The organism is Parabacteroides sp. ASF519 (assembly GCF_000364265.2).
GTDB classification, from domain to species: Bacteria; Bacteroidota; Bacteroidia; order Bacteroidales; family Tannerellaceae; genus Parabacteroides; species Parabacteroides goldsteinii.
The window spans coordinates 3,741,457-3,756,576 of record NZ_AQFV02000006.1 but is presented as its reverse complement, the minus strand read 5'-3'; the positions used below and the strand labels follow the sequence as shown (position 1 = coordinate 3,756,576).

The window sequence follows — 15,120 nt, the reverse complement described above, 5'->3', positions numbered from 1 at the left end:
GAGAAACAAATGTTGCGCTATTCTTTGATGATTTTATTCTTCTTCCGATACTCAGTCGTACTCAATCCGGTGGCATTTTTGAAAAAGCGGCTGAAGGTGGCCTGGTCTTCAAAACCCAGCATCAGGGCAATCTCTTTGGAGCTTTTGGATGAATAGAGCAGCAAGCGCTCCGCCTCTGCCTGCACCCGGTTATGGATTACGCGGATGGCCGAAGGTTGTTGGTAGGTAGACAGCAGGTTAGCCAGCGTCTTGGGCGACTTATTCAGCATATCGGCATATTCCTGCACTTGTTTCTTTTCTTTGAAATGGGTATCGACCAAAACATAAAACTTGCGAATCGTCTCAAACTGCATCCCGTTTTCCTTCCTTACGCCCTGCCTGTTTTCTGCGATACGCGTACATAATATAATAAAGCGTTTCAACAGCACGCGGAGCATTTCGTCCTGCAAATGGTCGCGACTTTCAAATTCTTCACGCATAATCCCGGTCAGCGTCGCGATTTTCCGCCGCTCCTCACCGGACAAATCAAAGATAACGACATGCGAGGAACCGTGAAACAGCAACCCGTTGCACGAAACCTCATGGTCGTTGCCATAAATACAATAAAAATTACTGTTGAACAACAAAGACAGATACTCGCCGTCCACCCGTACAAAGTCCACATGGTGCAGATGGGACAAGGTGAGTAACTGGCCTTCTTTCAATACGACCGGTTGGTGGTCGACATCCAGCTCCAGTTGACCGGACAAAACCCATATAAACTTATACAAGGTTTTATCCTTCAGCAAAGCCTTGTTTTCATGTAAGGAGTCTGATAAAATGACTTTTCCTTTAATCTTTGTGTTCTCAAATAATAAATCTATCGTATTCATATACTTAGTGTTATCTCCATTCCGTCGGAATCTCCCCGGTATGCCTGCGGAACCAACGCGAGAAAGTGTCGTGGTTGGCAAATCCCAGCATCGTTGCAATCTGCGAAGGACGCAGACGGGTTTTCGATAACAGGTCTTTTGCTTCCAGCAATACGAACTCACTAATCCACTCGGCCGCAGAGATACCGGCTCCTTGCTTACACCGGATATTCAACTCTTGCGAAGTGATTCCTAATTTCTCTGCGTAAAAGTACGCAGGAGAATGGTGATATCTACTAATTAATGTCGCAAATTGTTGGAAAAAGAGTGAATTTTCTGTTTTCGGCGTGTCAGACACCGCTTTTCCCTGTTGTAAATTTATAATCAGAGCTCTCAGGAGAGATTCGACCACCTTCGCACGCATCTCTTTCATCTGTTCTATTTGCGATTCGACAAGGTGCAGATAAATTTTTGTCTCCTCGATTTCGTCGGAAGGAATATCGCGGTACACGAGACGCTGACGGTTAATCAACAGCTCTTCGGACACATAAACAATTATTCCGGAAAACCGGGAACTGGGAAAGGCTTCGACCGCCGTCACGTCGTCACTGGCAGCGAGCAAAAGTTGTCCGGCCGATACATCGTATGTATGGTGCAAGGCTTTACAGGTAAAAGTTCCTCCGGTACAGATTACGGCCAGGGTACCCGAGTCCAGAGGTAGCAATTTATAGTCTTCACCCTCTTTTACATATAGGATTCTCAGCGAACTTTCGAGCTTCAGTTCCGGCGTTGATACGGAATTATACAAATCAACAGGTAATATTCTTTCTGCTTTCATCATCATGTCTTTTTGTCTGTAATTTAATTTCCGGGTAAACATAAAAAGGTGTCTTTTAGTTTATTATGTTGGGTGATTTTATCTTTAGTTAAAAAAATAAGACATATTCCGAAAAACAAAATCTTTTATCAGTATCGTCTAAAAGTCATTTGATCATATATCCAATGATTCTTTTGTTAGAGGTAGGTGTAAATAAATTTAGAGGTAGGTCTATTTTCATTTAGAGGTAGGTCTAAATCGATTTACACCTACCTCTAAATAAAAAAACATTAGCTCTTTTCATTCTTTTTATCCTAAACAAAAAAGAATCGTTATAGAGAGTTATCTTGATTTTTATTCGGTTCACATACAATGCGACGATTATTTTATGTATGTTTGTCACATAAAAATCGTTACCATGAAACAAACGAATACATTTTTAGCAATCATTCTGTTGGTGGTATTGGCAGGGTGTGGAGAAAACAAACAGTCAACCGATGATTTAATCACCGTCGACGTATCGAAAAGCTATCCTAAAAAGGAACTGATTCTTCAGGATTTTATGGATGTGGAATATATTGCGTTGGAAACCACCGACGAGTTTCTTACACAAGGCTTGGTCAAAGATGTAGGAAAAAAATGCTTACTGGTAACAAACAGGAATAACGACGGGGATATTTTTATTTTTGACAGAAAAACCGGCAAAGGAGTAAGAAAGATAAACCGGCAAGGCCCAGGAGCGGAAGAATATACAAGGATTAACGAGATTATTCTCGATGAAAGCAATGACGAAATATTCGTAAAGTCGCCGGGCAATAAAATCCTGGTGTACGGCCTTTACGGAAAATTCAAACGGTGTCTGAACCTGGACTGGGAAGTTTCATCTGTTTTTGATTACGACAAAAATAATTTGATTTGCTATGATATGTCAGATTATCATAATAAAGGAAAGGACAGAAGTAAAGCATACCATGTTATTCTATCCAAACAGGACGGAAGCATCACCCGGGAGATTTTTATTCCTTTTAAAACGATTAACGCACCGATAGTGACCGATGGAAGTAACTTTGTGGCAAGTTATTCTTACCAAATACGCCTGAGCCACGGCCAATGGACACTTATGGACGCATCAGCCGACACATTGTATAACTATGCACCGGATGGAACATTAAACCCCTTTATCGTAAGAACTCCATCTGCGCATACCATGCAGCCCGAAGTTTTTCTTTATATGGGTATTCATACCGACCGTTATTATTTTATGGAAACCGTTAAAAATGTATTTAATTTTGAAAAGGGTAACGGATTCTATACGGATCAACTGGTGTACGAGAAGGAAGAAAAAAACCTGTATCAAGTTGCCGTATACAATAATGACTATGCAGAAAAAAGAACCGTGGCTATGACTGCGAAATCAATTAATCGCGAAATCGAAAACGTCACCAGTCTAAATGCCTCCCCTCTCGTTGAGATTTACAAGAAAGGCCAACTGAAAGATGGCAAATTGAAAGAAATAGCCTCGAGGTTGGATGAAGAAGATAATCCGGTAATTATGCTGGTAAAACAAAAGAAATGAAAACATATCCACGTACAAACGACTTTCAGACTATCTATCTGAACACAGTCATTACAAACCCCAATATCCTTGTCGGCGACTATACGATATACAACGATTTTGTCAACGACCCGACCCAGTTCGAGAAGAACAACGTCTTATATCATTATCCGATCAATAAAGACCGGTTGATAATCGGGAAGTTCTGTTCCATCGCCTGTGGAGCGAAATTCCTTTTCAACAGTGCCAACCATACATTAGATTCCCTGTCTAATTATACATTTCCCCTATTCTTCGAAGAGTGGGGCCTGGATAAAAAAGACGTCGCCTCTGCCTGGGACAACAAAGGCGACATCGTCGTCGGCAACGACGTATGGATAGGTTATGAGGCTGTAATCATGGCAGGCGTACATATCGGAGACGGAGCTGTCATAGCAGCACGGGCAGTCGTCACCAAAGACGTTCCTCCTTATACCATCGTAGGCGGAACACCGGCCAGGGAAATACGCAAACGTTTCGACGAAGAAACAATCGCCCGGTTGCTGGAATTACAATGGTGGGACTGGCCCACCGAAAAGATACGCCGTTCTTTACCTTATATCATGGGGAAAAACTGCGGCTCGTTGTCAGACCTATAGGTTTTGCGACAGATGCTATTCCAGCTCCTTCGCATAAATATGGATAGTCTGTAATGCGTTTAGGATGGTAGCCGGAATCATTTCCCGGCATTCTATCCTCAATACCTTCTCCCAATTCTCCAAGTCCACATGCCATTTGTCGATTTGGGGGAATTGGACGAAAAGCGTTTCGATACGCTTTATATCTTGTTTATTTCTTACGGATGTCCGAAAAATCAAAATATATTTTTTCATACACATTAATAATAAATTGGAATGCAAAAGTAGGTTCTATTGCAACCCGGAAAAGACTTATTCGACGAATCACGTCATTTCAGATGACGAAACAAGGAAAATAAACTACAAACAAAGCCGGAGAAAAACTTATGGCGCTACAGTCCTATTCCATAGACACGCATTTCAGACATTCCATGTACTGGATGTTCTATTCGAATAAATTATAATAACAGCCTGCGGGAGGAAAAGCCAAAAACCGGAAACCGGAACAAATATACAACCAGCCACAGTAAAAAGTAACATGCAATAACCCAGAAACGCAGGAGCCGGCTTTTGCTCTTTCTTTATATAGTATTGAAGTGTCTGCCCCCAAAGTATCAGTACAATCCCACATATCAGGAACCAAAAGGCAAAACCACGCTCATAATCTTCTCTTACCGAATCGACCAATCCATCTCCCAACATTTTATCCAAAGCATCTTTTCCGATAAAGAATGCATAAATTGTATGGATAATCCCTGTCCATGTCAGGAATGTTCCGCTATACTTCCAAAGCTTCATGTTCACCATATTTTATATTTAACTCTTACACGCTGCAAAGATAGATACTGCAATTTTTTGGCAATTGAAAATTAAGCCATACTTTTGTCCAAAAGCGACAAATATATGTTTATCACAGCAGGTCTATTGAATATGCTTCTAAAGCACTTCGGAACGACACAAGCAGAAATCTCAGAAATATTAACAGGCTTAAAGTATGATTATGCCATTCTGCAAAATCCGACATCTCTAATCGACGCAAACATACTGGGTGTATATCTGGAACATATCGTTAAAAAGACAGGTAATACCAGAATAGGCCTGGAAACCGGATTTCTACTGCCATTCGTCCTGACCGGGAGCTTTTTCAATATCTATAACCAAAGCAAGACCGTACGAGAGATTTTTGAGAATGAAAACCCGTTCGACCCGGCAATTAATAACATATACGCATTTGAAACGAAAGAAGACGAAAACAATTTCTCCCTCGAAATATCCCTGGACTCGCAGTTTAAACAGTCCTACCCGGTCGCATCACAACAATGGATTGAAATGCAATGCGGCTTTTTCCTTCAATATGCCTACAGTTTTACAGGAAGGTTTCTGCATCCAATACGCGTATATTCCATGTACGAGAAAGAAGGGACAAAAGACAAACTGGAGGAATACCTGGGTTGCCCCGTCATATTCAACCATGACAAACTTATCCTTATTTTCAATAAGTCAGTCCTGGATTTACCAATCGTCACAGGTAATAAAGAAATGCTTGCCATTTTTGAAGATTATATGAATGAAATACAAATGCATGAAAGCGGTCAAAACAACAGTCTCTCCAGAACTGTCCGTCGCTATCTCATGCACAGTCTCTCCAACAGTAGCCTGTCTTTAAAAGATGTCGCGGAGAAATTCAATATGAGTGAACGCAATATCCAAAGAAAACTAAAGGCAGAAGGAACCTCCTATCAAAAAATCCTCAATGATTTACGCATGGAATTATCAAAAAAATATTTGAAAGAAAGAATCCCTCTGCCAGAGATAGGTTTCCTACTCGGTTTTGAAAGCCAGAGTGCATTCAATAAGTTTTTCAAGAAGCATTTCAGAAACCGTCCTTCCATGTTTAATAGTAATAACCAATCTGTTAAAACTAAAATGAAATAATTATATGAAAATCTGTATTGCACAAATTGAAGCGATACTCCCCCATGTGTGATTCCTTTTGGCAAAACAGAAGGTCTGTTGATTTATGATACTCAAACCAAGTCATCGACATGCAACGATGGTAAATGTTAAAAATGCGACTTTGAGGAAAAATAATAATATTTCCATGAGGTTATAAAAAAATAAATTGTATATTTGCTGTTGAAAAACGTAAATTTTTTCATAGTTAAGGTTTTGGTTAATAAGAGATGGCCCGCTTGTGAAAGCAGACCATTTCGTTTTTTTATACCTACCCATCATTTTCTTGTTATTCCATAGCTGCAAAATGGAATATACTGAAATCCTGTTACGTAAAACAGTACATACCGTTCGGCATACAGCGGTTCCTTACTTACGTTAGAAGATAATAATATTCCAGAAATCCCTCTCTACTTTCGTCCCCAGATTTCTACATAAAGGACAAAAAGAATAAAAAAACACTCAATGAGAACATTGCAAATAGGTAATTTAATACTCCGCCTTCCTATTATTCAGGGAGGAATGGGAGTCGGTGTCTCTTTATCGGGCTTGGCTGCGGCAGTAGCCAACGAAGGTGGCATCGGAGTTATTTCCGCTACCGGACTTAGTCTTTTATATGCCAAGGCATCCGATAGTTTTGTGGAAGCAGGAGGTATCTATACAGGAGAAGACATGTACCGCATATTGGAAATGGGAACCTCCAGCATTCAGATGGGAACCCGCTTTGTTACAACCACCGAATGTGATGCAGCCGATGCTTTTAAAAATCAGAAACATCAGTAAAGAAGATATGAAAATAGCAATCAGATATTTTATGCTTCTGTCCCTGTTTCATACAGCCACGTCTGCTCTTTCTACGGTACATGCTCAAAACGTAACCTCGGTGTCCGGTATGGTAAAAGATTCCATTTCCGGTGAACCTTTGCCTTTTGTTTCCGTGTATTTTGAAGGTACTACAATAGGGATGCTAACCGATGAAAACGGAAGATTCACTCTACAACATAAAGGAAAACATTTGAAACTCTCCGCATCTTCTCTGGAATATAATCCAAAAACAATCTCTTTAAAAGCAGGACAAAAGAATGAAGGACTGGAATTGCTGCTCCAACCTGCCGTGTTCCAACTATCCGAAGTCGTGGTGAAACCAAAGAGGGAAAAATACCGTCGCAAAAATAATCCGGCAGTGGAACTAATCAAAAAAGTAATTGAGCATAAGGATGAAAATCGTATTGAGTCTAAAGACAAATACCAGGCGGAGATATATGAGAAGTTGGTCTTATCGCTGGATGACTTCAAACCCAATCTGGATAAGAACAAACTGCTCCACAAGTTCAAATTTATCCAGAATTATGTGGATACCTCGGCGTTCAACGGGAAACCGATCCTGACCGTCTCCGTTCGTGAGAAGTTGTCGGATGTATATTACCGGAAAAGTCCCAAAGTGGCAAAGACGCTCGTAAAGGCCAAACGTATGCAAGGTATTGACTACGGGGTGGATGACGGTGTAGGGATTACTTCCAATCTGGAAGAGATATTCAAAACGGTCAATATATTCGATAATAACATCCCTATTTTGCTAAATCGTTTCGTCAGTCCGTTATCTTCTACACAAGCCGTGAACTACTACCAGTATTATATAATGGATACGCTCGATGTGGCCGGCGATTCCTGCATCGACTTGGCTTTTGTTCCCGTGAACCGTCAGAGCTATGGTTTTACCGGACATCTCAGTTATCAGCGAAGGAATGGGGCACGATTCAGAAATGACTATGCAAATCTATTTGGCTTCGTTGGATAGTTCTGTCGTAGATAATGCTAATTCTCAGATATTAAAATGCTTGTAAAAATAAAGATGCTTGTTTAGCAAATTGATTGCACTCTACGTAAGAGTTACTAAATTCTATGCAAAAGTACGCAAAATTAAGCAAATAGCACTGTTTGAATCCCCATAAAAGACTTTGCAGATGGTTAAACCATGAAATTGTTTAGCAAATACGAGATACAATAGCAATTCAAGTCCTAATTCTCAATCACTTTCATTATTCATAGTAACTCTTACGTAGAGAGGAGTGTGATAATTTTTAATTGACAAGTAGTTTAATAACACGAAGCAAACATTTATATAAGATTCTTTCATATAGAAATGAACATAAAATTTAATTTGAGTAATTTTGCAGAATAATAAAAAACAAGTATAACACTTATATTGTATGGAGTTTCAAGGCATCTTGTCAGCTTTGTCACCAATTCTTGATGGTGTTGGTGTATTTATTTTAAGTTTTGCTATTGCTGTAATATTTGCAGTGATATACAGATTCACCAAGTCGAGACAACTGTTAAATAGTCTTCCTGGACTATTTACTTCGTTGGGACTTTTAGGAACTTTCGTTGCTATCTGTAATTCATTGGGTGGCATTGATAGTATGAAGAGCCTAAATGTTCTTCTGATTATTCAGAAGTTGATACCTGCGTTCACCTCTTCAATAGCCGGTTTGATTGCTGCGTTTATTGCAACAACTATATGTAAGATTTGGTATTCTATTGAAGAAAAACGAATAGATAAGAAAGTTGAGAATAAGACACCTGAAGAGTGTCTGTTCGATGTAGTAAATAATACTAATCAAACTCACGCATCAATCCAAGAAGTTGTGTCGTTGCTTAAACAGAAAGCAGCGAAGGACGAAGAGTATAATCAGAAACTCAATGAATCCATTAGTCAGCAGAGCAAGATTCTTGAAGACTTCATAAACAAGTTCGTTGTCAGAATGGAAGAGATCTTTACTAAGATGCAAGGCAATATTGAGCAACAGATTCAAGACTTCGGCGAGGATCAGTTTAAGAAGACTAGTACCATACTTACTGAGATTACCCAGAAACTATCGGATTCTTCAACAGCTTTAATAGCAAAACAGGAGCAATCGGTAACTGAGATGATTGATAGAACTAACGAGGGATTGAGTTCTGTTACCACAACTGTTGTTCAGCAGGTAGATAAGCTTTGTGCGGATACCACTAGCGTTCTTCAGAATATAAGTGCAAAGCAACGTGAAGATTTCTCTGGTATAATTGAAAAATATGGCGACCTAGCTCAACGCTTGACTCAGCAGGGCGCTGATGGTTTGCAGCAGATGGAGGAACTTAAGCAAACCTACCAATCAGCAAATGCATCTATGTTGCAAAGTGCGACTGATATGAATAATGAGATTACGGCTGAATTTAGAAGTTCTATTTCAATACTTATTGCCGATATGCAAGCAATTATTCGTCAACAGGTAGAATCACTGTCTACGGCTGTTGCCAATAGCGTTCAAGCATTGCAACAGAGCTATGACTACATTGATAATCATGTGGCCAATATCAAGGGTAATTATGATAGTGCTGCTCAGTCATTCGAGGATGCAATGAAACTTGCCCATAGACAGAACGAAGCATCAGATAAGCTCGTGAAAACATTCAATGATAGTATTGGTGCCGTCGTTGATACCAATGAGAAGATTGACAATGTACTTTCGGTATTAGTTGAACGTCAAGAGAACATCGAGACATTGATCATTAAGATTAATCAAATCGGAGAAACTATTGAACTCTTGCAGAAACTTGAGTTGCAACTTAATAGGATAGCCAGCAAATGAGCAAGATAAATTTTAAAGAGGAAGGCGAACAGCATAATTTTTGGCAAAATTATACTGACCTAATGTCAGGCTTCCTAATAGTGTTTATAATAACCAGTATAGTTGCTTGGTATGGATATATTCAGGTTACTGACCGTCTTGGTGGTGACCCCAATATTGAGCATACCATTAAGCAGATTGATCTTATCCGAGAGTTTCTAGATGCTCAAAAACACCTTGATAGCGAGTATTTTGTCTACAACGAAAAATACCAACGATTTGAGTGCACGGTAAATGTTCTTTTTGCAAGGAATGATGATAAAATACCTGTCGCAAGTCAGGCTGATTTGATAAATGCCGGTAATGAGTTGGAGGATATTATTGAAAAGTTCAACCAATCCGTTAATGTCGCTTTTAAGGTAGTAATAGAAGGACGAGCAGCTCGACATCTCAATTACCCAACCAAGATTGAGAATGAGCAGGCGGACGCTAGGGGCTGGAAAGATGCAGAGACTCTAAGCTATAATAGAGCTCGTAGTCTTTATGCTCTTTGGCAGGAGAACGGCATATTGAAAGATGTCGAGAAAATTAATGGAGAGGTCTTTATTAGTGGCTCTGGCTTCGGTGGGCAAGGTAGATATTCTGGCTATGGACCTGATGGCGAGGATAAAAATAAGACTTTCATCATTCAGATCATTCCATACATAAAGCATATTTAGTATGAAAGTAAGGGATTTAAGACAATATATAACCACTCTATGTGGTGGTATGGATACAATCGATGCTTTAGGAACAAAGAAAGAGTACTTCCTTGAGAAGATGTCTGGTGCAATGAAGACTGTTAACAGTCTCATCGTGGGAGCAGCAAGTTTTGCTAACAACGCAAAAGAGCAGCTATTCTATGAGTTCGTTCAGAATGCTTACGATGCCAGCGCAGATTCTTTATTCTTTTATGCGAATGAGGAGTATTTAATTGTGCTCAATAATGGAGAGCCATTTTATACAGATTTAGATATTCTCGAGATTGAAAATCCAAGAGATGGGCAGTTATACAACTTCTTGGCTAAGGGACAATCTCTGAAATTGGAAGATGAAGGCAAACTAGGTAAGCACGGTCAAGGGTCCAAGTTGCTTTATACATTACTGGCAGATGTTGACAATAATGCCAAGACAGAGGAACTGCTGAAAGATACCATTATCAAAGACAAGAAAGGTCCTTATCTGATTAGCTGGAGTAACAAAGCACAACTTGATGCTCTACTCATAAATGGCGACGATTGGGAGCCAGCTCAGGCTGACAATATTGATGACAATATATTGTTTGCCAAGATTCTAATGAGCTACTATCCAGTCGCACCTGGACAACGCCTCGACTTCTTCACAAACGAAGAGGCTCAAAAGGCTGTTCGAGCTTTTGAATTGTTGGTTGATCCTCGTCGCAATATGCATTTCCTAACGAGGGGTACAGCCTTGATTATTCCTCTTGGGAAAGGTAAATATGAATCTATTGTTGCAGAAGCCAATCTACAGAATGTGAGATCGCGCCTAGGAGGATTCGCATCAATAACAGCAGACTTAGAACATAACAAAGGTAAGTGTCTAAAGCATATTTATGTTATAGGCGAGGAAATTGAACAACTTCCTGTTCAGTCTCTCTTCCTTGAATATGCTAATGAAGGTAGAACTTTTGAGTACCATTTTGCATTCAATCCTGCATTTTCTGAAAAGAATGTAGTAAACTTTTTTCAGGGACTGCCTATACTGCAAACCAAATATCGTTTAGGCTTTATCATTGATAGTAAGGTATTCGATATCGATGATAGCCGTCAGCGTATTACTGACACAGATAAAACAGGAAGTCAGTTGCGCTTGGCATTTAGCAAACTTATCGAGAAACTTGAGGAACTCAGAGATAGCGATAGAGCTAAATTTGATTACATATACAAATCTATTTTGTCTTCAAAACTCGAAAGTGGTATAGATGAGGCAAAATATGTTCGCGATGCCTTTTATGACACTTTCCGTCCTTTCTTTGATAAGAATGCGCCCACAGCAATTGGAACATATGTAGACTTCTCGTGCATTTGCGAGCAAGAAAAAGAGGTAGATATACAGTTATCTGATATAGGCATAGACGATAAATTTTGGGTTGATTATTCATTGCTGAAAGAGTATAAGTTTCATTTCACAAAAGAGACAGAAACATATTCTTTCAAGGATATGCTGTGTGATGCTGATTCTGCAAAGTTATCACAGTGGATAAAATCAATGTCTTTGGAAACATATAAGTTGTTCCATAGCCATTGCCTTGATTGCGTGGATGATATTGAAACCTTAAAAGTGTTTAGATCAGACAAAGGTAATCTTTTCTCTATTGAAGACATCAGAAACGATAGTTTGTTGTTTTTCACGGCCTCAACCAATGAGTTGAAGTTTCCAGGCCAGGAATGTATTGTTGAAACATTGACCGGCGAGTATAGTACAGATGATGCTCTTATCTTATACAAAAAAGTCAAAGCTAATATTGCACACTTTAGGTCATCTGATGTTAACAAAGAAACGGCCTGCAACATCCTTTGTACTGTAAATGAAATTAGTAGCGTCCTTAATTATCAAATAAAGCACGAAATAGCATTATTTCAGAATTGGCAAGGAGAGTATGTGGCGTTCAGTGAACTACTCTCTGAGAGGCCAGAAGGAACAATCCTATTTGATACGTTTACTATTAAAGGTTATATCCCTAGTGTACTCAAGGAAGGCCTTGTAGATTGGGTTGTAAATCCTGGCGAGATATGGCCATGGCTTAGCAGAAACCTTACCAAAATATTAGCACTAACAGATTGGCAGGATAATGCCCATAAGTATTTATCAGACATTAAGAAGGTATTTGTTGACGAAAAGGTAGACTCAAGTCAAAAAATTTCCGTGTACCTAGACGATAGTGGTAATCCAACAGATACTGCTTGCCATTATTTAATGCGTTCCGGTAAAAAGCTTGATGTAAGCGAATATCAACTGTTAGCTGATAGTTTTAAGGGATACACCTTTGTCCCATATCAATTTGAGAAGGAACTTACCGAAGCTCCATTTATATTGCCGTATTTGTCCGTCGATGATTTGTTATCTGATGGAATTGAACTGCATATTGATATACTGAAGATACTTGCTGCATTGCACTCCGACTTACTAAGCAAGTACAGGATAATAGGTACGCAAGATACATTCAAGATATTTAATTTGGATGGCGGACGAAATTACCTAGATAATGTTTCGAATGAACTAAGAAAAAAACTTGTTCAGGCTGGTTTCTACTATGTCCCAAAACAGGTGCAAGCACTATTTGTCTCGCCCAATAACTATGCGTATTATTTTAAAACAAATACAACCTTGGCTTCCAAAGTTATTGAGCGACTACCTAATACATATGAATTACTGCCCGTTATAAAGGACTGCAATGCAGATATTATCAATAAGTATTTAGATAGCATTAATGAAATCGCTATTGATGAACACATTGAAGATAGCGATATTAGATGGCAGTTGATACAGTTTGCTGTTTCCAGAAGTAGTGATGCTAACAACTATATCGAGCAGTTTAAGAGAGCAATTAGACACAAAAAAGAAAAACTACCTAATACAATTAAGAGTGATAGTATAACCTCTTCTAGTGGTGTATGCTATAGTCTTTATGAGTTGAACCAAGAGTATAAGGAGGAGAATGAACTTATTGACTCATTCTTTAGATGCTTGCCATCCGAGGACAAGACAACTTGGTTCAAGACAACATTTTATAGCGATGCTATAGAGTGTATTGCAGAGGAAGACTTATACGAGGATTTGAAGAGAGAGCATCTCTCTATTGAGCAGTTAAGATTCTGCCTCGATTACTCATTGCATTTTTCTCCAGATCATGATAGTCTGAAAATTGATGATGACAAGAAGTTGAGGGAAGCTATGGATATGATCAAGGCAAATTCATACTATGGCTTTGATAAATACTTTAAGATAGAAGGTTTTAATCCAGATGTTCAAGCCTTTGCAGAACAAGAATTGTTAACAAAGGAGGAGTATCTTCCTGCTCTTTTGCATAATTGGTTAAAGGACAATCCTGACGGGGTGAGTTTGTTCTCTACATTACGAAAAAATATTGATCCCTATATTGCAATAAGAAGCGCCATTAAGAATAATAACGAGGCTGTTGGTTTTCCAAGTTTTGCTGACTCTAAGCTAACAGATCTAACTATCTCATGGCTTCTTAATAGTAACATCGTTTATCTGTTTGACTCAATGTCGTACAGACAAATTAGTATGGTAATAGAAAACTTACCAGAGGAATTTGAACCTAAAGTGTTCCTGAGGTACACAGGTAAAATCGATGAGCCAAGTAGCGGAATGATATTGCCAACATTTATACTTGAGGAATATCAAACAGACGCAAAATTTTTGTCGTGGTATAACTGGACATACAGCGATACTTTCAAAGAGTTGCTAAAAAACAATGTAAAGCTCCAGCAGTTCTTTGCTAATAATATTGTGTTCTGTTATGGACAGCAAGATATGCTTGTTAACCACCAATTAGGAAAAGCTCCAAGAATTGAGATTGCTCCTTCTGCGATAACTTCAAGCACAACATATAAGGAGTTTGCATCGCCTCCATATGATAAATGGAAGTTGATGCCTGAATCAAAAGGCATTGTAATAAATCTCTCTAAGGAACCTATTGGAGTGAATTTCATTCTTAGATGCAACGGAGAGACATTGTTCTCTACCGAGATGCGTAATAGAGAGTATGGATATGAGGCAAACAAGTATGTTGTAATACAGTACCCGAATGCAGAAAGACTCACCCCGCTCAAAACGATAGAGAAATACATTGCCGAAATGAATTTCTTTAAAGAGCCATTTATCGTTTTGCAAGGTTTGTATGTTGAGCAATTGGAACAGTTGGAGACAATAGCTGAGGAAAAGGGTCTGGATATTCACTCGCTTGTTGAAACAGCAGATAGTAAGAGAGGGAATCAAGAATATACTTATGTGAAGATGTCTGAAAATCTATCCAAAGAATCTTTGCAAAAGGCTGCAGAGTCTCTGTCGGATGATATGATAGATAGCATAGAAACGCTTAAGGATATTGCTGAGAATCTAAGTCCAGACGAACTTCAAGAACTTGCTGAAAATAAGGATAAGTTGCTTGAAATGCTTGCAGACCTAAATGATGAAGATGAATCACAGGAGTCGCAAGTTCGTCAAATTATAGGATATATCGGTGAACTTATATATGAACATTACTTAAAGGAGACTCTCAAAGTTGATTATGAGTTCTCTGCAGATAAAGGTGTTGGCGAGTATGATTTCAAATATACTGACACTGATGGTCATACTGTATATGTTGATGTTAAAACCAATTTGTATAGTTTGAAGGACGGTAATTCGCCATTCTATTTGCACAGAACTCAAAATGGGTTTATGCACGAGAATCCGCAAGCCGACTACCGTATTGTTCGTATTTCGTTGAAGGATTTACATTTGGATAAGGGAAGAGATAGTTATTCAACATTGAGAGGTGTTTACGGAAAGGACCAAAACCCTCGTGATAACTCACGACTTAAAGAGGATTGCCGGAAACTCGCTCTACACTATTGGAAACACGCGCAAATTGAAGAGTTTACCAGCGATTCTCCTGAATACGTAATTAGAATAGAAATAAGACAATAGT

At 39.0% G+C, this 15,120-nt stretch carries 11 protein-coding genes and 1 pseudogene; 8 read left to right on the top strand and 4 right to left on the bottom strand.

What is annotated here, in order from left to right; genetic code table 11:
• Window positions 1-17: 17 nt before the first annotated feature.
• Together C825_RS14745 and C825_RS14740 are read right to left on the bottom strand one after the other, a co-directional pair.
• Window positions 18-872, bottom strand: a complete 855-nt coding sequence (locus C825_RS14745; RefSeq protein ID WP_007656956.1) for an AraC family transcriptional regulator — start codon at window positions 870-872, stop codon at window positions 18-20.
• Window positions 873-882: 10 nt separating this feature from the next.
• Window positions 883-1,695 carry a helix-turn-helix domain-containing protein gene (locus tag C825_RS14740; RefSeq protein WP_228100027.1) on the bottom strand — a complete coding sequence of 271 codons (813 nt, stop codon included), beginning with the start codon at window positions 1,693-1,695 and terminating at the stop codon, window positions 883-885.
• A 391-nt stretch (window positions 1,696-2,086) separates the two neighbouring features.
• On the opposite strand from C825_RS14740, the gene C825_RS14735 reads away from it, so the two are divergent.
• On the top strand, window positions 2,087-3,244 hold the full coding sequence (locus C825_RS14735) for a 6-bladed beta-propeller (protein ID WP_010803028.1): 1,158 nt from the start codon (window positions 2,087-2,089) through the stop codon (window positions 3,242-3,244).
• Entirely contained in the window at window positions 3,241-3,861 is a 621-nt protein-coding gene (locus C825_RS14730) for a CatB-related O-acetyltransferase (protein WP_007656959.1), read from the top strand. Before C825_RS14735 ends, C825_RS14730 begins: the two co-directional genes overlap by 4 nt.
• A 15-nt stretch (window positions 3,862-3,876) precedes the next feature.
• Here the strand turns inward: C825_RS14730 and C825_RS14725 are convergent, their stop codons facing one another.
• Window positions 3,877-4,095: a hypothetical protein gene (locus C825_RS14725; protein ID WP_010803027.1), complete on the bottom strand. Its 219-nt coding sequence runs from the start codon at window positions 4,093-4,095 to the stop codon at window positions 3,877-3,879.
• A gap of 165 nt (window positions 4,096-4,260) precedes the next feature.
• A complete protein-coding gene (locus C825_RS14720; protein ID WP_010803026.1) occupies window positions 4,261-4,638 on the bottom strand; it encodes a DUF6463 family protein in 378 nt (125 codons plus the stop codon).
• A gap of 105 nt (window positions 4,639-4,743) precedes the next feature.
• Here C825_RS14720 and C825_RS14715 point away from each other — a divergent pair, with 105 nt between their 5' ends.
• The 6 genes and pseudogenes from C825_RS14715 to C825_RS14690 all read left to right on the top strand — a co-directional run bounded on the left by C825_RS14715 (window position 4,744) and on the right by C825_RS14690 (window position 15,119).
• Window positions 4,744-5,775, top strand: coding sequence for an AraC family transcriptional regulator (locus C825_RS14715; protein WP_010803025.1), 1,032 nt, complete (start codon window positions 4,744-4,746; stop codon window positions 5,773-5,775).
• A 483-nt stretch (window positions 5,776-6,258) separates the two neighbouring features.
• Entirely contained in the window at window positions 6,259-6,576 is a 318-nt protein-coding gene (locus C825_RS14710) for a nitronate monooxygenase (protein ID WP_010803024.1), read from the top strand.
• Window positions 6,539-7,462, top strand: a pseudogene (locus C825_RS27870) (carboxypeptidase-like regulatory domain-containing protein); the annotation flags it as partial. The gene C825_RS14710 and the pseudogene C825_RS27870, both read left to right, overlap by 38 nt.
• Window positions 7,463-8,003: 541 nt before the next feature.
• Window positions 8,004-9,425 carry a MotA/TolQ/ExbB proton channel family protein gene (locus C825_RS14700; protein WP_010803022.1) on the top strand — a complete coding sequence of 474 codons (1,422 nt, stop codon included), beginning with the start codon at window positions 8,004-8,006 and terminating at the stop codon, window positions 9,423-9,425.
• On the top strand, window positions 9,422-10,123 hold the full coding sequence (locus C825_RS14695; RefSeq protein WP_010803021.1) for a hypothetical protein: 702 nt from the start codon (window positions 9,422-9,424) through the stop codon (window positions 10,121-10,123). Before C825_RS14700 ends, C825_RS14695 begins: the two co-directional genes overlap by 4 nt.
• 1 nt (window position 10,124) lies before the next feature.
• A complete protein-coding gene (locus C825_RS14690; RefSeq protein ID WP_010803020.1) occupies window positions 10,125-15,119 on the top strand; it encodes a hypothetical protein in 4,995 nt (1,664 codons plus the stop codon).
• The last annotated feature ends 1 nt before the right edge of the window (window position 15,120 follow it).